The organism is Psychrobacter vallis, assembly GCF_904846715.1.
GTDB lineage: Bacteria > Pseudomonadota > Gammaproteobacteria > Pseudomonadales > Moraxellaceae > Psychrobacter > Psychrobacter vallis.
Genome location: NZ_CAJHBU010000016.1, coordinates 25,385 through 44,841, shown reverse-complemented (window position 1 = coordinate 44,841; position 19,457 = coordinate 25,385). Strand labels below are relative to the sequence as shown.

Below are 19,457 nucleotides of genomic sequence, written 5' to 3'. Positions count from 1 at the left end.
TAGCCAATCAAATAAAGACCTTTACCATACAGCTAGCAGGCTTAATTATGGCCTGTCTATTAAGTGCGGCAAGCTATGCTGCAATTGATGTCTATGATTTTGACTCTGTACAACAAGAAGCTCAGTATCGTGGTCTCATTGAAGAGCTGCGCTGCCCAAAATGTCAAAATCAGAATCTAGCTGGATCTGATGCTCCAATTGCACAAGATTTAAAGCAAAAAACCTATGATTTGGTAAAAGATGGCCGTAGTGATGGCGAGATTCGTGCTTATATGCAAGAGCGTTATGGCGACTTTATTAGTTATAAGCCACCTGTGCGTCCATCCACGTGGATTTTATGGTTTTTCCCACCATTGCTGCTCATTGTCTTGCTGATAGGATGGTTTTGGCAAAGCAAACGGCGTCAGCTTGTGGCCAGTGGTGAGAGTGGGGTAAAAGTAGACAATAACACTGCTGCCCTGTCTGTTGCCGAACAAGCGGAACTTGATCGTCTCTTATCACGCGCTGATAATGACAAAAAAAACGATCATGAAATCACAAGCCTTGAGGACAAAAAATGACCCTATTTTCTACTGCTGGCTTATTTATTGCTCTAAGCTTACTTGTGGCTTTAATACTTGCTGTTATTACTATCATGCCATGGCTGCGAGCCTCGCGCTCGCAACATAAACCCGTTGACAATCAACTATTAGATATCAATGTTGCTGTGTTCCGTGAGCGTCTAGCAGAGCTAAAAACGGATAAAGACAGTGGCACTATTGATGACAGTCACTACCAAAATCAAAAGCTTGAGCTTGAGCGTCAGCTTTTAGATGCGCAGCGTGAAGTCACGCCTATGGTCACGCCTGGTATTAAAAGTCGATTGATTATTATGGTTTGGGTACCTGTATTGACGGCGATGGCGTATCTGATGGTTGGTGATCGCACACCAGTGTTTGAGCTTTGGGCAAGCGAAGACAAAGTGGGTCAAGTTGCCGATGATTTATTGACAGGCAAAATTGATCAGCCGCCAGCGTGGGCGATCGAAGATGGTACGCAACTGATTAGTGCGATGCAGACCAATGTGTATCGTCACGCCGATGACCCCAATCGCTGGATGCGTCTATCGGAGCTGTTTTTATCGTTAGAAGCGACCGATTCGGCACTAGAAGCCTTATCACGTGCCTATCGTTTATCGCCGGATAACGAAGAAATTGCGACTACCTATGCACAGATTAGCTTCTTTGCTAATAAAGGTCAGTTAGATGACAGTAGCCGCCGAGTGCTACAGGATGTCTTGGCCAAGAACCCACAGCATGAAGGCGCGCAAATGCTCATGGCAATGGGTGAGGCACGCAGTAATAATTTTGAGCAAGCACAAGGCTGGATCAAGCGCTTACGTGCCAGTATTGCTGCGAAACCTGGCGATCATTCACAAGCATTGGCGAGTTTAGATGAGTTAAGTGCCAATGTGACTGCTCAGCAGCAGCAAGCGTCTGAAGGCGTTGAGGTGACCGTAAGGATTAACGCCAGTCTATTGCCATTAGTAAAAGCCGATGATGTATTGTTTGTGGCAATACGTGATGTGAACGGTGGCCCACCATTTGCCGCCAAACGTTTACCAATTAGCATTATTAAGCAAGGCGAAGCAGTTATTAGCCTAAGTGATCTTGATGCGATGATGCCTGAGCGTACTCTAGCGTCTGCTCGAGCCGATAAAATCCAGTTGGCAGTTATTGCTCGTATCAGCCATAGTGGCACTGCAAGCGCAGAGTCGGGAGATCTGTCAGGTAACCCTGTTGTAATTAACGCTGACCAAAATCAGGTCAATGTGGAAATCAATCAGCAAATTCCATAGTATGGTTATCCGTCTCTATCAGCTCCTAAGCCTTGAGCGCTGTTGCCAGATACAGCAGCGCGCAACAGCCTTGTATGAACAGCTAAGTCATAGCAACTTAGCACAGCAATAAGGAAAATACTTGAGGTTTGCAAGGTCACAAGGTAAGGTAGCTTGGCAAACAACCAATCCCTAAGTTTTATTAATCCTAAAATCCCATTTAATTCAGGAGAGTCGTGTAATGATGCGTATTATTTTGCTAGGTCCACCAGGCGCCGGTAAAGGTACTCAAGCCCAGTTTATTTCTAAAGAGTATGATATTCCGCAGATATCAACTGGTGACATGCTACGTGCAGCTATCAAAGAAGGCAGCGAGCTTGGCAAACAAGCCAAAGACATCATGAATGCTGGTGGTTTGGTTTCTGACGACCTCATTATTAACCTAGTGAAAGAACGCATCGCTAAGCCTGACTGTGCCAATGGTTGTATTTTTGACGGTTTTCCACGTACTATTCCACAAGCCCAAGCACTAGCAGATGCCGATGTTGCCATTAACCATGTGATTGAGATCAGTGTTCCTGATGACGAAATCGTCAAGCGTTTATCTGGTCGTCGCCAGCATCCAGGCTCAGGTCGCGTTTATCATGTTGACCACAATCCCTCTAAGGTCGATGGCATCGACGATGTGACTGGCGAAGCGTTGATTCAGCGTGAAGACGACAAAGAGTCGACTATCCGTGAGCGTTTAGCCACTTATCATGAGCAAACATCAACCCTAGTCGGTTTTTATCAAGCCAAAGCCGCTGAGGGTGCTGATGCACCTAAGTATAATAAATTTGATGGCACGCAAGGTATTGATGACGTTAAGCAACAGATTTTGTCTGCGTTAAAAGGCTAATCGCTTTAATAAACCCTCTGTTCTTATAAAACTAAGACCTCGGCTTTATATAGTCGGGGTTTTTTGTGTTCTATGGTAAAAACAAACCTCTCTTATCATTCACTGCATTAAAGAAAGCGGTGCAATCGACATAAAAAAACCGTTTACTTCTCATGAAATAAACGGTTTTTAAATAAAGCCATACTGACGCTTTAGCAAGTTAACGCTTATGCATTACCTTGAGCATCAACTTGTGCTTGTTGCTGACTTTGCGCGTAAGCTTGATCAAAATTAACAGGTGCTAGCAACAATTGCGGGAAGCTACCACGTGTTACGATGTCGCTGATGACTTCACGAGCATATGGGAACAATACATTCGGGCAGTATGCGCCTAGAATTTGACCGATTTGATCTTCTGGAATGTCTTTTAATAAAAAAATACCTGCTTGATGAACTTCAGCGATAAATGCCGCTTCGTCAGCGTTTTTAGCGGTAACACTTACGGTTAAGACGATTTGGTAATGCTCATCATCCAGCTTTTCAGCGTTGCTAGATAGGTTGATATCAAGCTCTGGGTTCCACTCTTTGGTGAATACGCCAGCGCCTGGGACTTCAAGTGACATGTCTTTTACATAAATGCGTTCTAATGCCAACTGTGGTTGAGCTTGTTCTTCAGCCATGATAATTCCTCTAAAGTTAAATCAAATGATTGGGAAAACTGTTATTTTAATAAAAATGCATTGTAATATAAATCGAAACAAAATCTTGATGTTCTTATTACTCTCTTTTATCTTTATCGCTGTCTATCATTGCACAGGCAAAGACAGACAGAGACAAAAGGTAGCAGACTAACCAGCCAATAGCTCGTCTAGTTTGCCTTGTTGATTCATTTGGTTAAGCTCGTCAAAACCGCCAACAAAGGTTTCACCAACAAAGATTTGTGGCACAGTGCGGTAGTTATTGGTTTTTTTCATTAATGCTTGGCGCTCTTCGCTGCTCATGTCATGCATGCCGATTTCTTCATAATCAACGCCTTTGGTTTTAAGCAGTTGTTTGGCATTTGAGCAGTATGGGCAGATAGGGGTCGTGTAAACTTTAACAGATACAGTCATGATAAATCCTTATTTATAGGTGTAGAAGGTAACCGTTTTATTATAAAGAGTATTATAAGCAATCATTGAATAAAAATTATTATAATCCGTTACCAACCAGTAAATTGAAAGTGTATTTGATGATGCTTCCTACTAAAGTGGGGATAAGCGTTGTAAATTCAAGTTGCTTAGCGATAAAAGGTTTGACAGTGTAATAAATGCCCCACAAAAAAAGACACCTAACAAAGAGGTGTCTTTTGGTTCGCCAGTATAAATCAGACATCAATTAATATTGGCTTAACATCGCGTTGAATTACTTGTGCAGACTCGGTTTCGCTTTGCTTTTCTTTTTAGGCGTGGTGTCTTTTAACCCAACCAATGGCATGCCAGCCCCTTGCCAGCCACCAATACCGCCTTCCAAGCGATAAACACTGTCTTTACCAATCATTTGAATGGCAGCGCCTGCTTGTACGCCCATATCACAGATGATAATCACTGGCTGTTCAATCGCACGGATTTCTTCTATGCGGTCTTTGAGTTCAGTGAAAGGTATGTTGCGGCTGCCTTGAATATACCCTGATTCAAATTTCTTTTTGGCGCGAATATCGATAAGCTGCGCATTTTGCGAGTTGACCATCATACCTAAGGTATTAGGTGATATTTTTCTGCCACTACGTTTGTTTTCAATAGTAAAAAATAGCACGGCAAGTACGGCTAATATACCAAATAAAAACGGGTGGTTGCCCACAAATTCCAGCGCACGATCCAAACCATACCTCCAAAAAAATAAGTGTTCTGTTAGCCTGAGAAAACAGCCTAACGATATTGAACAAGGCGCTATTATACCGATTAGACCACCCATAGTAAACGTGCGATGGTCAACCTAGTGCGTAACGGTTAATAAGGCAGTGCTTAATAAGGTTTAGTATCAGCCTCTTCTCTTAGGATGACGAGATTTTCAACACGGCGCTGCAATACCTCACCGTCAGCAACTGCTTGCCATAATGCGCAGCCTTTACTGTTATGAGTATGGCGACAGTCGCGGAATTGGCAGTCACCTGCTAGTGGCGCAAGTTCAACGAAGCCTGAGATAATATCATCAGGAGTCAAATGCCAAATGCCATACTCACGAATACCTGGTGTATCGACGATGCCGCCTTGGGTTAAATCGGCTGGATTGAAGGGTAGCAAACGGCTAGTCGTCGTCGTGTGCTGACCAAGCTTAGAGTTCTCAGAAATGATATTCACACTTTGACCAGATGCTGGCAATAGGGCATTGATTAAACTGCTTTTGCCAACGCCAGACTGACCAGCAAAGATAACCAGCTTTTTGTCTATATAGCGTTTTAGCTCATCCAGACCTTCTTGCTCATCACTATCAGCGATATTTTCGGGACAGTCTACCGAGGTCAACACGCTCTCATAGCCAAGGGCAGCATATTGTGCCAACAGCTCGTTGGTATCAACGCCATTTTCTTGTGCTAGCAGATCGGTCTTATTGAGTACCAATAGCGGCTTTACACCAGCATGATGACAAACGACCAAGTAACGATCGATCAAGGTGGGGGCAGCGGCAGGCAACGGCGCAAACACAATAGCCAGAATATCGACATTGGCAGCCACAGGTTTGAGCTTATGATAACGATCTGGACGTGAAATGAGAGAGGTGCGCGGTTTGACTGATTCGATACGGCCAAAACCTGTGTTAGAGTCGGCGTTCCAGCGCACTTGATCGCCAGCGGCCAGCATTGGCAAGTTGGTACGCACATGACAACGCCAAATATCGCCCAGTGCCAATGTTTGCCAAAATGGTTCAGGGTCATCGGGCGCAAACTCCGGTTGCATCGGTATGACGGCTGGTAAGCTGGTGACTTGTACTTCTAGTTGCTTGCCATAATGCGCCATGACCACGCCATCCATCAAACTCTCATCGATGCTGTCTTGACTTGCCAGCTGTTGTTTGTCGATGCGACGAATCTGTTGTTTGGTCAGCTTGCGTTGCCGAATTAATGCCATGGGTTTTGACCTATTAAAAAAATATTGCTAAGTGTAGCGTGAAAATTTGCTAACATACAGCCTAAAGCGTCTGTACCAGACAGTGGTTTTGTAATAATTTGGATTTTTAAAGTAAGATAAGCAAGCAGGTGCGTAGTAATATATAGCTAAGCCAATATAAAGGGATACAGCGAGACTGGGATAAATTTTTTGTAGCCTCTGTCTGCAACGGCACAGCAAGCAAGAAAAATTTGTGCCAGTCTCGTATCATAATTTTATATATCTACTTTACTCAGTATCGTTAATTTTAAATAAAAGCAGCTCAACCATTATTAGGATATTTTATGACTACCGGCGATCATCCCAACAAGATCAAAATCAAAAATCAAGGCAAAAAAGGGCTGATATGGATTGACCTAGAAATGACCGGACTTGATACCTTAACTGATGAGATTATCGAGATTGCTACCGTGGTCACTGATGAAGATTTGAACGTACTTGCCGAAGGGCCGGTGTTTGCCATAAAAGTATCGGATCAAACGTTAAACAAAATGGATGATTGGAATACCAAGCAGCATGGACAGTCAGGGTTGGTGGATCGTGTACGCCGTAGTACCGTCACCTTGGCTGAAGCCGAAGCTGAGACCATCAAATTTTTGAATAAATGGGTCGATAGTGGCAAGTCGCCAATGTGCGGCAACTCAATCTGTCAAGATCGCCGTTTTATGGCGCGCCAAATGCCAGAACTTGAAAAATTCTTTCATTATCGCAATCTTGATGTGTCGTCAATTAAGGAGCTGTGTTTCCGCTGGCGTCCTGATATCTTGCGAAACTTTGAAAAAGGTGGCAGCCATTTAGCATTAGATGACATTCGTGATTCTATTCGTGAACTTAAGCATTATCGTCAGCATTTCTTTCAATTAATGCCTTAAAGTAAGCTTCTATATTAAAAATAAAAGGGTCTGTTGCGTATGCGACAGACCCTTTTTTAATAACACAAGCTTCATTAGATCATATTACAAGTAAACTCAACCAAACTAAATTCCGCATCATCATCGTCATCGTTTTCAGTCACCGCACCAATTACCGCACTCACTTTTGGTTGACGTTTGTTTTTATCGAGCAATCGCCAATCGCCAAGCACGTAGCGTTTTTTATCAGTGGTAGCTTGATGAATGTCTGGACGATGGGTATGTCCATGCAATAGTGCATCGCTAGCAGTGATTGCTTGACGCACCGCCACATCATTCACATCCATAATATGCGCTGCTTTATTGGCATTGTTTTTCTGGCTTTTTTGCCGCATTCTATCGGCAATAGCCAAGCGTTTTTCTAGTGGCTTATTCAGTAAATACCACTGAGTTAGAGAGTTGCGCATTATTTTACGAAAAAACTGATACTTTTTATCATCAGTACATAGTGCATCACCGTGCTCTAAACGATAGTTTTGTTGACCGACAATTAAGTTATATGGCTCATAAATAAGCTCGCCGCCAAATAGATTACAAAATGGCTGACCTAATAAAAAATCACGGTTGCCATGCATGACTAAAATCTCACAGCCAGCGACTCGCAGTTTTTTTAACTTAACGATAAGCGGTGTTAGCCAATGCGCTTGACGCTCATCTTCTAGTCTTTTCTCTTTTAATAGGGATAGATACATATCATCACCCAGCCATACCTCGAACCAATCGCCTAAGATGTATAGACGCTTGAGTGCAGGAAGAGCAAGGCAATCATCGAGCAGTGCCAAAAAAGCCTGCACTAAGGCAGGCTCTTGCGGCGATAAATGCAAATCACTAATCAATACCTGTCGCACTTCATGAGGGCGGGTCGTGATTAAATGAGTAAAACTTTGCATTTATTTTTGTCCTTGTGACTTATAGTATAGTGAACGTCGCTTAATAAATTTTATTGAGTAATGCTCACTAATTTACCATTATTCAGAAACGATAGTCGCTGAAGTGATAACAACAGGCTCTTTTGGTACATCAGCATGCATACCGAAACGACCCGTTGGTACGCCGCGCATTTTTTCGATAACGTCCATACCGCTAGTGACTTTACCAAATACGGTGTAACCCCAACCTTGCATGTTTTTGCCAGAATGGTTTAGGAAGTCATTGTCTTTTACGTTAATAAAAAACTGGCTAGTCGCTGAATGTGGATCTTGAGTACGTGCCATAGCAATCGTACCTTTGTCATTCTTTAGACCGTTGTCAGCTTCGTTCTCAACTGGAGCATTGGTTGGCTTTTCATTCATCTCAGCGTCCATTCCGCCGCCTTGAATCATAAAGCCGTCAATGATGCGATGGAAAATCGTACCGTCATATTGACCAGATTTTACGTAGTTCAAAAAGTTCTCTACGGTTTTTGGGGCTTTTTCTTCGTTAAGTTCGATAACGATTGCACCCATATTGGTGTTAAGCTCTACTACTGGTGGCATGTCTACCATGTGATGTTCCTTTTTAATTGCAGCGCCTAAAACGACGCTGTTAAGTGGTTGATAAAAAGTTGGTTGATAAAAAGTCATGGGTAGTCTAACGGCTTTTTTATCCTATGTCATGTATCAGGCTGTTAATGCGTTTGCAAAAGCTGATAGAATAACGCAACTTTACCCATTTTTGATAATGCGATCGCACTATCTTAGTTCTATTTTCATACTTTAGTTTGAATGTTTTATGATGCGTGATGGCACGCATTATGAACCGACAATTTGCGTTAGGAGCAATGCCCGATGAGTGAGCACTCAAGCAACAATGCACAAAAAAACGATTTTATTCGTAATATCATTCGTGACGATGTCAATGCGCAAAAATACCAGCAAATTGTAACGCGTTTTCCACCTGAGCCTAATGGTTACTTGCACTTAGGTCACGTAAAGTCTATCTGCCTAAACTTTGGGGTGGCAAAAGAATTCGGCGGTGTGTGTAATCTGCGTTTTGATGACACCAACCCAACCGCAGAAAAGCAAGATTTCATTGATAATATTGAAAATGATGTGAAATGGCTCGGTTTTGAGTGGGCAGGCGAGGCTTACCATGCTTCAAGTTATTTTGATCAGCTACATGCATGGGCAATACAGTTGATTGAGCAAGGCGATGCGTATGTCGATTTGCAAACGCCTGAGCAGATTAAAGAAAACCGTGGCTCGTTTAATGAGGCAGGAAAGCCGTCTCCGCAGCGTGATGCCAGTGTCGCAGAAAATCTAGCGCTCTTTAACGATATGAAAGCGGGTAAATACGCTGAAGGCAAAGCGGTGTTGCGAGCCAAGATCGATATGGCCAGCCCAAACATGAATCTGCGTGATCCTGTTATTTACCGCGTTATGCATCAAGCGCACCATCAAACGGGTGACAAATGGTGCGTCTATCCGATGTATGATTTTGCGCATCCCCTCTCTGATGCTATCGAAGGCATTACTCATTCATTGTGTACGCTTGAGTTTGAAGACCATCGTCCATTTTATGACTGGGTTATCGAAAAAATTGGCTTTGACGTGCCGCCGCATCAGTATGAGTTTAGCCGCTTAAATGTTGATCACACATTGACTAGCAAGCGTAAGCTCAAGCAGCTGGTAGATGAGGGTATCGTCAGCGGTTGGGATGATCCACGTATGCCGACCGTTGCTGGCATGCGTCGCCGCGGTTATACAGCAGAAGGTTTACGTGATTTTTGTGAGCGTGTGGGCGTGACCAAAGCAGATAGCGTGGTTGATTTTCGCTTATTAGAGTTTAGTGTCCGTCAGTCGTTAGAGACGACAACTGGGCGCGGCATGGCAGTATTAAAGCCATTAAAAGTAACCATTACTAATTTTACGGAAGCAGTAAGTAGCTGGGAGTCCCAAAAAGCTGATAGCGTCAATGCGCGTTTTGATGATACCGCGCAAACCTTGTGGTTGACTCAGCCGAACCATCCAAACGTCGATATGGGCGAGCGTGAGATTCCATTTACCGAAACTTTGTATATCGATCAAGGTGATTACGAGATTGAACCACCAGCAGGCTACAAGCGTCTATCACCAGAAAAGCCAGAAATTCGTTTGCGTAATACTTATGTGTTGGCGGTAACTGAGCATATTACTGATGACAGCGGCAATGTCGTTGAGCTAAAAGCGACAATTGATCCTGCTACTTTGGGGAACAACCCTGAAGGCCGCAAGGTTAAAGGCGTGATTCATTGGGTATCGGCGAGCCAAGGTATCCCTGCGATAGTACGCATGTATGAGCAGCTATTTAGCGTCGAAGACCCAAGTAGCGTCGCTGATGTGCATCAAGCGCTAAACCCTAACTCGTTAACTGAGCTAAACGCAGTGGTCGAGCCATCTTTAGTCAATGCAGATGCTGGCACGCGCTTCCAGTTTGAGCGTGAAGGTTATTTCATCTCTGATGCAGCAGATCATACTAGCGACAAGCCAGTGTTTAGCCAAATCGTCAGCTTGCGTGATAGCTACAAGCCGGCTTAATTCTGGTTCAATATATTAAGGACATCACTGCTAAAAATGATGTTTTGAAATAATACTGAACAATAGTAGTTTGCAAATAAGCCCGTTTCTAGTACGCTAGGGATGGGCTTTTTTGTGAACAATGTTTCGTCCTATAATAAGTTGGCACATTTAGGACGATATTATGTCAAACATAGCAAATAAAAGCGTTAATTGTAGTTAAAAATATTACACCTTAAGCTTTAAATTAGCCGTTATTGAAAGTATAGAAAAAGGAGACATGACCTACAAACAAGCACAGTTTAATCCACTTAACAAACGCATAGTCAGTCGGCTCAATATAAAAACCATAATCTGACCTGACATTTAATTACCCAACTCTACCTATTATCAAAGGCTCAAAGGAGAGCATAATGAGTTTGCATTGTTATCACTGTACAGCAGAACCCCTTTTACCTACGAAGTTAGACGACACCTTACCGGCGTTGTCTTGTAAAAAATGTCAGGGCATTTATCTTGATTTGTTGACGTACCGCTCATGGCTAGAGAGCCATGCTGCTCACAAAACAAGCGAGGACAGCGAAGCGGCAGAATCAGATAAACAATCATCAAAGACGTTTGATGCAAGCGAGTTAAAAAACACCGACAACGCACTGGTGTGTCAGCGCTGCCGCAAATTTATGCTCAAGTATCGCATCAATAATGAGCATAAGAACACTATCAACGTCTGCCACACTTGTGATGATGTATGGCTTGATCGCGGTGAATGGCCTCTACTCAAATATTTGAAGATGCAAGATAAGCTGACAGCTGTAATGAGTGAGCCATGGCAGCAGCAATTGCGTAATCAAGACCGTGAGCAAACCTTTAATAAGCTTTATCAGCAAAAACTGGGCGATGATTTTGAGACAGTAGAGCGCTTTGCTTTGTGGCTACAGAATCATCCACAAAAGAGTGAAATTCAGCATTATCTGTCGCAATATAGATCGGTATCTAATAAGTAATTTTATATAATCTCTTGGTGATCGCATTACAATCCGTCACAAGACATTCATAACCAGTTTGTTAAGATAAAGTCAGTTTTTACTGATATGCTTCATAGTGTTTTTAGTAGATAAGTATATCGATGATAATAATAGAGCGCATGAATACCTTTTATATCAGTGCTCATCAACATAGCTAAGGAATACAGCATGGCACATTTACGTTTAGGTGATACTGCACCCGATTTCAATGCCACAACCACAGAAGGCGATATCAATTTCCATGAGTGGGCAGCGGATAACTGGGTGGTTTTTTTCTCACATCCGGCAGACTTTACGCCAGTATGTACGACTGAGCTTGGTCGAGCAGCAGCACTCAATGGCGAATTTCAAAAGCGTCATGTCAAGCCAATTTGTATCTCTGTTGACGGCTTAGAAGATCATCATGCTTGGGCAAAAGACATCGGTGAGACGCAGGGAACTGAAATGAACTTCCCAATCATTGCTGATCCCAATAAAGAAGTCGCTGAACTTTATGACATGATGCATCCAAATGCAGACAGTACGCATACCGTCCGTAGTGTCTTTATTATTGATCCAAATAAGAAGATTCGTCTGACGCTCACGTATCCTGCTAGCTGTGGTCGTAACTTTGATGAAATCATCCGCGTTATTGACGCGCTACAATTGTCTGATGAATATAACGTTGCAACGCCAGTGGATTGGAAAGACGGTGATGACGTTATCATTCCACCCAGTGTGAAAAATGAAGATATCGCCGCTAAGTATCCTAAAGGCCATACAGAAATTAAACCTTATTTACGTACGACACCAGCTCCTAATAAATAATCGGAACGTATGTGATGAGTCACTAAAAATAAAAAGCCCTATAACTTAATGTTATGGGGCTTTTTACTATTCAGCTTTTTATTAGAGCGGCAAGCTCGGTAAGACTTTGCTATGATGAGTAGAGCAGGTCGAGCGATCTGACCTAGAATAAAGGTTATGGTTTGGTCAAAATCATCAATGCCTTTTAGCCATTATAAAATCTCAACAGCGCTGAGTCGCTTTTTAACCCATCTTACAAGGAGTTTATCATGAAAAAACTATATATAACCCGCACCGCCCCCAATCCACGTAAAGCCCTTATCTTATTGGCATCAAAAGGAATCGATGTCGATGATATGGATGATATCGATGTGGTAGATATCGACTTTGCGACCAATGAGCAGATGTCAGATGAATTTACCAAAATGAATCCGATGCAGACCGTGCCAGTGTTGAAATTGGGTGATGGCACGATACTTAATGACTCACAGGCAGTGTGCGAATATCTTGATCGCGTTTATGGCGAGCGTTCTGTGATGGGCAATGATGTGATACAACGTGCGCAGGTTTGTTCGATGCGACGCATTGCCGAGTTTGAAGTGCTATATAATTTTATGCTGGCATTTCAACATAGCCATCCGTCTAAAGCTCAGCGAGTTGAACAAGTACCAGAATTTGTCGCACCGTCTATCGCACGTGCTGATAAAGCCTTGGCTTATTTCGAAACTGTATTGGAAGGTCATGAGTATTTGGTGGGTGAGCAGTTAAGTTTTGCGGACATCGTGCTTTATTTGGGTCTGGATTTTGGCAAAATACTGAAAGTAAATCCTAATGAGCAAGGCAAAAATCTTGCCCGTTTTTATCAAATGATGAATGAGCGTTTTAGTATTCAAAATATGGCAAAAGCTAAGCCCGCTAGTAAAGAAGAATAAAAAAGTAGGTTTTTCAAGCATGTAAAAAATGCCGTTACTATGAATCTATAAAATTAAACATTTTGTTACAATAGCAATAAACAGCAGCGCTATAGTGGTCGATTTATTAGGCTTTATAAAAGCCTAATAAATACTTTTTGGGTGATAAAAAAAGCGGTAATTTAGAAAAGTGTAACCACAAGGCATGACTGTTATGACATTATCTTTTAGAGTGTTGTTCGTTAGATCAAGTATATATCCAAGTATGCTGTTAGCAGTGCTTGCGTTAAGCGCTTGCCAAGATTCTTTTTCCTCAAATGAGCAGAATGTACAAGAAGTCGCGAATAGTTTTAATACCGAAACAGATAATAGTGCGATGGCGTCTGGTACGGATGCTATCGTTGATAGGGAAAGAGCAGATGATGTCAGTCCTGAAAAAGCAAGGATCAACGCGCTTTCGCGTTACCGTTGGACGCTGAACTCTGTAACGGGTGATAAAGCTCAGTCATTAAATAAGCTTATGGCAATTAAAGATCAAGTAACTTTGACGTTCAATGAGTATCAAGGTCAAAACACCTTAAATTATAGTGTTGGCTGCAATATTATAAGTGCTTCTTATCAATTACAAGAGGCGACTTTGACGATTGAAGACAGCATGAGCACTAAGATGTCGTGTGGCGATCTGGATATGGCCGAAAATAGTCTAAGCAAGCTAATGCAAGGTGACAGTCAGTTGGCGTTAGTGGAAAGTGACCCATCTAAAGATGATAGGCCAATATTGACGCAAGTGACTAATGATAGTATTACCTTAGTGTGGGAAGGTAGGATTACGGCGCAAGCTAAATATAATAGCAAAGGTGAAACGGTATTTTGGGCAGTCAATGCTGAAATGATACCGTGCTTAGATGATGGACCACAGGCGTGTCTACAAGTTAAGCCTGTGACTTATGATGATCAAGGTATAAAAGTCAGCGAAGGCGACTGGGCACCATTCACAGGTATGATCGAAGGGTATCAACATGATGGTAAGCATGAAGAGGTATTACGTCTACAGCGTTACCCGTTAGACAATAAAATGATGGAAGCTGATGCTTCAGGCGAAGCGTATGCTTATGTATTAGATGCTGTGATTGAAAGCTCAATAGTAGAAGAGAGCCGTTAAGGTGGCGTCCGTCACATATGCTCTATCATAATTAAATAGTACTTCCCCTAAACACGCGCAAACAGATGCGTGTTTTTTTATGGCTGTTAAAATTAACGCAAATTACCAAGATCTTCTTCAGTCAAACGCCAACGACCTTTTTTCTTAGAAGCACCGCGTCCACGCATGGCGCTGTTCAGTATCAACTTATTCATTGAATGGCTGGAGTGCGCGTGACATATTGCGCAAGCAAGACCATCGGCAGCATCTTGTTGTGGCACAAAATCTAGTGACAATATCCGACAAACCATTTCTTGTACTTGCTCTTTAGCGGCAGCGCCATAACCACACACGGCTTGTTTGATTTGACGTGCGGTATATTCTGATACCTCCAAATCCAATGCGACCATAGCAGCAATAGCCGCGCCCCGTGCTTGCCCCAGCTTAAGTGCAGAGTCAGGGTTTTCTGCCATAAACACTTGCTCAATCGCTGTATAAATTGGCTCATCTGCATATTTTAGATGATGCTGAGTGATACGCGTTAAGCCATTAAAAATCCTCTTCAGGCGTTCTGGCATCTCTTTGGTATCCGTACGAATCGTACCCGCATCGATATAGGTCAGTTTATCGCCCGTTTGTTGAACGATGCCATAACCTGTCATACGCGAACCCGGATCAATCCCGATAATAATTGCCATAGTATTCCGTCTTGCTTACATTTTGTTTTATGGCTTAAAAATTAGCCGTAAGTTTGATAGTATAGCAATCAATCCCCATATACATCATATGTTAGCCATTTTAATTTGCATGGCGCTTCATTTTTTAGTTTTTATTTTATAGGAAGACACTTCATGGGTCAGATAGTTGGTATTGCCATCGTTTGGTTTATTATCGAGATGCTGCTGTGGTATTTGCTTGCGCAGTTCATAAGTGGCTGGCTAGTATTTATTTGGTTTATTATCGCTGCTGTCATCGGTATTTCACTCATACGTAAAGGTATGGCGGCGCTCAATCCAATGGCGCAACAAATGAAAGCTGGCGGTATGATGAACCCTGCGATGCGTCCGCAAGAATCAACCATGATAAAAAGTGTGGCAATGGCTGCCGCAGGTATTCTACTGCTTATCCCTGGCGTGCTTAGCGATTTAATCGCGCTATTGGTCGTACTGCCACCAGTACAAAAGAAACTAAAAGATGTCGCCAATAACTATGTCATGAACAATCAGCAAAAAATGATGGAAATGATGGCTAAGCAGATGGGTGGTCAAATGGGCGGTGGTCAAAATCCATTCGGCGGCGCTGGTGGTGTGGGCGGGCAAAATCCATTTGGCGGTGCAGGTGGTATGAATGGTCAAAACCCATTTGGGCAGCAGCAACGAAATCCTTTCGGTGATGTCTTCAAACAGCATACAACCGTTGATGGCACTGCCAAAAACATCCCTAAAGATGTGAAAAAGATTACAAAATCTGCCAATGATGAGTAATTACCACAGAATTGATTAGGCATAAAAAAAGCCCTTCGCGTCATCGACGAGAGGGGCTTTTTAGTGGTTATAATTAATTTTTTATAAACTAAATAGTTAGAAGTGAACCTACTGAATATAAACAAAGCAATTACTAACCGAATATAACAACCGAAGTGCCGCCGTAAGATGGTGACCCATGAACCGTGAAGTTCAGGGCGGATGCGTCACTATCTCGGCAGGTTTCCTGATACACCGCAAGCGGTGCAGGCATACACAATGAGACAGTAGGTACCACATCCTGGTAAAGCATTATCGGCTCAGGGAATAAACATCTACTAGCCAACACTTCAGAATACATTTATCTTAACCAATGACTACAACGATTGCAAGTCTGATTTAGAGATTGATACGTGGCTTTAATAGTTAGTATGAATTGTGTTGGGTCTTTACTCTACTTTTCATAAAATGAATGTATAAGAACACTTGATTACCCACTTAAAAGGTGGGTTTTTCAGCTATTTTAAGATGTGTGCTAATATAGAAGGCTTTCAACATCCTAATAAAGCATTATAAGCGTTCATTCACTTGAGGAGCGGTAATCCATGTCTAATAATAAACAGCAATCATCATCTATTGATAATAGTCAGGCTCAATCTAATAATAAGCAGGACAGCGAAAATAATAAAAAAGTGCCGCATGTCTTAATGATACTAGATGGTTTTGGACATCGCGAAGATGACAAAGACAATGCCATTGCAGCTGCCAATATGCCAAATTTGGATAAGATTTATCAACAATATCCGCATGGACTGATATCCGCTTCAGGAGAGGACGTTGGGTTACCAGATGGTCAGTTTGGTAATTCAGAAGTTGGGCACATGAATTTAGGTGCTGGTCGTGTTCTTTATCAAGATTCGACTCGTATATCAAGCGAATTGGCCAATCGTGAGTTCTATAAAAACGAAGCATTGGTCAATGCTGTAAAGGCTGCCAATGAACTTGGTGGTAATGTCCATATTATGGGGCTGCTATCAGATGGTGGCGTGCATTCGCATCAAGACCATATCGAAGCAATGTGTCACTCGGCGTTGGTACATGGTGCCAAAAACGTCTTTGTTCATTGTTTCTTAGATGGACGAGACACACCGCCTAAATCTGCTGATAAATACATCAATCGTTTGCGTGATTACATCAATAAGCTCAACGCTCATTATGAAACTGGTCGAGTGCAGATTGCTAGTATTATAGGCCGCTATTATGCGATGGATCGCGACAATCGCTGGGATCGGGTACAAAAAGCTTACGAGTTGATGACTGAAGGCAAAGCTGATCGTTTGTCGACACGAGCTGATGGTGCTGTCCAAGCTGCTTATAAAGCGCGTGAGACCGATGAGTTTGTTAGTCCAACGACTGTAATCGGACGTGATGAAGTGCCATATACCGTTGAAGACAATGACGCACTCATTTTTATGAACTTCCGTGCTGACCGTGCTCGTGAGCTTGCCCAAGCGTTTGTCTTACCAGATCATGAGTTTTCTGGGTTTGCACGTCAAAAGCAGCCAAAACTTGCCGCTTTTGTCATGTTGACGAAATATTCTGATGTATTGGCTGACAGCCCCAAAACCAGCATTGCTTATTATCCAACATCATTGACCAACACCCTTGGTGAATATCTGCAGAATAAAGGTAAAACCCAACTGCGTATCGCTGAAACTGAAAAATATGCCCATGTGACGTTTTTCTTTAGTGGTGGTCGTGAAGCAGAGTATGAGGGCGAGACACGCATTTTGGTGCCATCTCCAGATGTCGCAACTTATGATCTACAGCCTGAAATGAGCGCTCCTGAAGTGACTGATAAATTGGTCGCCGCTATTGAGTCAGGTAAATACGATGTGCTAGTGGTAAACTATGCCAATGGTGATATGGTTGGACATACAGGTATATTTGATGCCGCTGTGCAAGCCGTAGAAGCGTTAGATGTGTGTGTTGGTCGCGTAGAGTCAGCGGTACGAGCCGCTGGTGGTCATATGCTCATTACAGCCGATCATGGCAATTGTGAGCAGATGCAAGACTATGAAAGTGGGCAAGTACATACTCAGCATACCACTGAACACGTTCCCTTAATTTATATTGGTGAGCAAAAACCAAACGTACGCAGTGGCGGTAAATTGAGCGATATCGCTCCGACTATTTTGGCATTGATGAATATTGAAGCGCCCACTGAAATGACAGGCGAAAGTTTATTAGTGCCAGCACCATAAGTCAGCTATAACCTTATCCATCTTACTATTTGAATGAGTTCTCTTATGCCTCCTATCTATTTTACGCGCTCGTCTGTGTCTAAGCGATTTAGCAACAGAGCGATAAAGGTGTCCACAGCGCCTAATTTTTTTAGGTGTGCATTGACGACGCTAGGTTTGTTTGGATTGAGTGCGGTTCTTATTCATGCACAAGCAGCAGAAGTATCTACCAATCGTACTAGCGATAGCCCTACGGCAAGTCTCCAACTTATCAGTCTAAATGCCGATAATATAGCAGCAAACGATATGGATGGTTTAGCGGATGTTGCTGATATGTTAGATGCGGCAGACGAAGCTGATGACTCAATAGACAGCGTTGCAGATGCCAGCGCATTAACTGACGATCCAAGTGAGTTTGATACCAGCATTCCACCTGAGGTCGCTCAAGTCTCATTGAATGCTATCTCTCCAGAGACTCTCAAGACATTTGTCGCCGCCGTGGATTTGGTTCGCCGTGAATATGTTGATACGGTCAATGATGAAGAGCTATTCAATAATGCCATGAGCGGTATGTTGACCAAGCTCGACAGTCATGCTGAATTTTTAGATGCAGATGCCTATGAAAACCTGCGCGCTTTTACGGAAGGTGATGTCGGTGATGTCGGTATCAAGGTCACTTATCAGCCAGAAGCTGGATATTGGGTGATCACAGAAGTCAAGAATGACTCACCTGCGGACAGAAAAGGCATCGATGTGGGAGATTACCTTCATCAGGTTGGTGATTTCAAATTAAGTGAAGAGGAAGGCCGCAATGATATCGAACAACTATTGACTGGCATTGCTGGTACGCAAGTGGATATTGTGACTTCTACAGCGGGTCGCCGCAAACATACCACCACTTTACAGCGTAATAATAGCCACCCTCAAATCGTCGAGACAAAGCTTGTTAATGGTATGGCTATTATCAAGTTACCCGCTTTTCAAAACAACAGTCGTGAAAAGCTCTTAGACGGTTTGATTAACCTCAATGCACCTGTGTCAGGTATTTTGTTGGACATGCGTGATAATCCAGGTGGCGTATTAACATCGGCGGTGAGCGTCGCCAGTTTATTCATGAGCGATACCGATGTGGTACAAGTACAAGCGCGTCAAAATGAATCACGTGTATTGCAAACTCATGGTAATGCGATACTCAAATCCTTACCTATAGTTGTTCTACAAAATCGTTATTCGGCATCAGCGGCAGAGGTTTTGGCCAGCAGCTTGCAAGCACAAAAACGGGCTCTTATCGTGGGTGAAGTCAGCTACGGTAAGGGATCTGTACAGTCGGTTATACCGCTGAACGATGAGCAAGCAGTCAAGCTAACCGTGGCTCACTATATGACCGCATCAGGTAAAAAAATAGATGGCATTGGTGTAAAGCCAAATGTGACTTTATCTGGTAGTGAAAGTACATGGGAGCAGCAGGCGCTCGATTTACTACAAAAGCGAGCGCTTGATTCGGGCATTCGTTTTGTCCGAAAATCTGTTAAAGAAGATAAGATGATAGACAGCAAGGCGATTAAGTAGCGGCGGCTTAACCGCATAATATCGCGTATTTATTTTATATTATATTAACGATAGTTAGGTCAATCTAAAAGAGATACAGCAGAACTGGTACAAATT

Annotated in this window: 19 protein-coding genes and 1 other RNA gene; 12 read left to right on the top strand and 8 right to left on the bottom strand. The window is 42.8% G+C overall.

Going from position 1 to position 19,457, the window contains the following annotated elements; translation table 11 throughout:
- Window positions 1–47: 47 nt before the first annotated feature.
- The 3 genes from JMY02_RS10340 to adk all read left to right on the top strand — a co-directional run bounded on the left by JMY02_RS10340 (window position 48) and on the right by adk (window position 2,714).
- Window positions 48–560, top strand: coding sequence for a cytochrome c-type biogenesis protein (locus tag JMY02_RS10340; RefSeq protein ID WP_227678475.1), 513 nt, complete (start codon window positions 48–50; stop codon window positions 558–560).
- A complete protein-coding gene (gene ccmI / locus JMY02_RS10335) occupies window positions 557–1,837 on the top strand; it encodes a c-type cytochrome biogenesis protein CcmI (RefSeq protein ID WP_201597805.1) in 1,281 nt (426 codons plus the stop codon). The genes JMY02_RS10340 and ccmI overlap by 4 nt, the downstream gene beginning before the upstream one ends.
- 223 nt (window positions 1,838–2,060) lie before the next feature.
- Window positions 2,061–2,714 carry an adenylate kinase gene (gene adk / locus JMY02_RS10330; RefSeq protein ID WP_201597877.1) on the top strand — a complete coding sequence of 218 codons (654 nt, stop codon included), beginning with the start codon at window positions 2,061–2,063 and terminating at the stop codon, window positions 2,712–2,714.
- A gap of 206 nt (window positions 2,715–2,920) precedes the next feature.
- Here the strand turns inward: adk and secB are convergent, their stop codons facing one another.
- From secB to rsgA, 4 genes are all read right to left on the bottom strand, one after another.
- A complete protein-coding gene (gene secB / locus JMY02_RS10325; protein WP_201597876.1) occupies window positions 2,921–3,376 on the bottom strand; it encodes a protein-export chaperone SecB in 456 nt (151 codons plus the stop codon).
- Window positions 3,377–3,541: 165 nt separating this feature from the next.
- Window positions 3,542–3,805 (bottom strand): glutaredoxin 3, encoded by a 264-nt coding sequence (gene grxC / locus JMY02_RS10320; protein ID WP_021813631.1) that lies wholly within the window; start codon window positions 3,803–3,805, stop codon window positions 3,542–3,544.
- Window positions 3,806–4,097: 292 nt separating this feature from the next.
- Window positions 4,098–4,553: a rhodanese-like domain-containing protein gene (locus JMY02_RS10315; protein ID WP_021813633.1), complete on the bottom strand. Its 456-nt coding sequence runs from the start codon at window positions 4,551–4,553 to the stop codon at window positions 4,098–4,100.
- Between the two features lie 143 nt (window positions 4,554–4,696).
- On the bottom strand, window positions 4,697–5,800 hold the full coding sequence (gene rsgA, locus JMY02_RS10310; protein WP_021813634.1) for a ribosome small subunit-dependent GTPase A: 1,104 nt from the start codon (window positions 5,798–5,800) through the stop codon (window positions 4,697–4,699).
- Window positions 5,801–6,123: 323 nt separating this feature from the next.
- Between rsgA and orn the strand changes: the two genes are divergently transcribed.
- On the top strand, window positions 6,124–6,711 hold the full coding sequence (gene orn, locus JMY02_RS10305; RefSeq protein ID WP_021813635.1) for an oligoribonuclease: 588 nt from the start codon (window positions 6,124–6,126) through the stop codon (window positions 6,709–6,711).
- A 74-nt stretch (window positions 6,712–6,785) separates the two neighbouring features.
- On the opposite strand, the gene JMY02_RS10300 is transcribed toward orn, so the two are convergent.
- Window positions 6,786–7,640, bottom strand: a complete 855-nt coding sequence (locus tag JMY02_RS10300) for a UDP-2,3-diacylglucosamine diphosphatase (protein WP_201597800.1) — start codon at window positions 7,638–7,640, stop codon at window positions 6,786–6,788.
- A gap of 78 nt (window positions 7,641–7,718) precedes the next feature.
- Window positions 7,719–8,234 carry a peptidylprolyl isomerase gene (locus tag JMY02_RS10295; RefSeq protein WP_131656968.1) on the bottom strand — a complete coding sequence of 172 codons (516 nt, stop codon included), beginning with the start codon at window positions 8,232–8,234 and terminating at the stop codon, window positions 7,719–7,721.
- 282 nt (window positions 8,235–8,516) lie between these two features.
- Here JMY02_RS10295 and JMY02_RS10290 point away from each other — a divergent pair, with 282 nt between their 5' ends.
- The 5 genes from JMY02_RS10290 to JMY02_RS10270 all read left to right on the top strand — a co-directional run bounded on the left by JMY02_RS10290 (window position 8,517) and on the right by JMY02_RS10270 (window position 14,107).
- A complete protein-coding gene (locus JMY02_RS10290) occupies window positions 8,517–10,244 on the top strand; it encodes a glutamine--tRNA ligase/YqeY domain fusion protein (protein WP_201597799.1) in 1,728 nt (575 codons plus the stop codon).
- A gap of 392 nt (window positions 10,245–10,636) precedes the next feature.
- Window positions 10,637–11,227, top strand: coding sequence for a TFIIB-type zinc ribbon-containing protein (locus JMY02_RS10285; protein ID WP_021813640.1), 591 nt, complete (start codon window positions 10,637–10,639; stop codon window positions 11,225–11,227).
- 189 nt (window positions 11,228–11,416) lie between these two features.
- Window positions 11,417–12,055 (top strand): peroxiredoxin, encoded by a 639-nt coding sequence (locus JMY02_RS10280; RefSeq protein ID WP_201597798.1) that lies wholly within the window; start codon window positions 11,417–11,419, stop codon window positions 12,053–12,055.
- A 248-nt stretch (window positions 12,056–12,303) separates the two neighbouring features.
- The gene (locus JMY02_RS10275; protein ID WP_201597797.1) at window positions 12,304–12,966 is read left to right on the top strand and encodes a glutathione S-transferase family protein; all 663 of its coding nucleotides are present in this window, start codon (window positions 12,304–12,306) and stop codon (window positions 12,964–12,966) included.
- A 193-nt stretch (window positions 12,967–13,159) separates the two neighbouring features.
- On the top strand, window positions 13,160–14,107 hold the full coding sequence (locus tag JMY02_RS10270) for an META domain-containing protein (RefSeq protein ID WP_201597795.1): 948 nt from the start codon (window positions 13,160–13,162) through the stop codon (window positions 14,105–14,107).
- Window positions 14,108–14,199: 92 nt separating this feature from the next.
- Here JMY02_RS10270 and ruvC read toward each other — a convergent pair whose 3' ends face one another.
- Complete coding sequence (gene ruvC, locus JMY02_RS10265; RefSeq protein ID WP_021813644.1) at window positions 14,200–14,784, bottom strand: crossover junction endodeoxyribonuclease RuvC; 585 nt, start codon at window positions 14,782–14,784, stop codon at window positions 14,200–14,202.
- Between the two features lie 153 nt (window positions 14,785–14,937).
- Between ruvC and JMY02_RS10260 the strand changes: the two genes are divergently transcribed.
- Complete coding sequence (locus tag JMY02_RS10260) at window positions 14,938–15,570, top strand: FxsA family protein (protein WP_201597793.1); 633 nt, start codon at window positions 14,938–14,940, stop codon at window positions 15,568–15,570.
- Between the two features lie 143 nt (window positions 15,571–15,713).
- Here JMY02_RS10260 and ssrS read toward each other — a convergent pair.
- A non-coding RNA gene (gene ssrS / locus JMY02_RS10255) (6S RNA) lies at window positions 15,714–15,909 on the bottom strand.
- A 245-nt stretch (window positions 15,910–16,154) separates the two neighbouring features.
- Here ssrS and gpmI point away from each other — a divergent pair.
- Together gpmI and JMY02_RS10245 are read left to right on the top strand one after the other, a co-directional pair.
- On the top strand, window positions 16,155–17,813 hold the full coding sequence (gpmI, locus tag JMY02_RS10250; protein ID WP_201597791.1) for a 2,3-bisphosphoglycerate-independent phosphoglycerate mutase: 1,659 nt from the start codon (window positions 16,155–16,157) through the stop codon (window positions 17,811–17,813).
- A gap of 108 nt (window positions 17,814–17,921) precedes the next feature.
- The gene (locus tag JMY02_RS10245) at window positions 17,922–19,361 is read left to right on the top strand and encodes a S41 family peptidase (protein WP_227678473.1); all 1,440 of its coding nucleotides are present in this window, start codon (window positions 17,922–17,924) and stop codon (window positions 19,359–19,361) included.
- The last annotated feature ends 96 nt before the right edge of the window (window positions 19,362–19,457 follow it).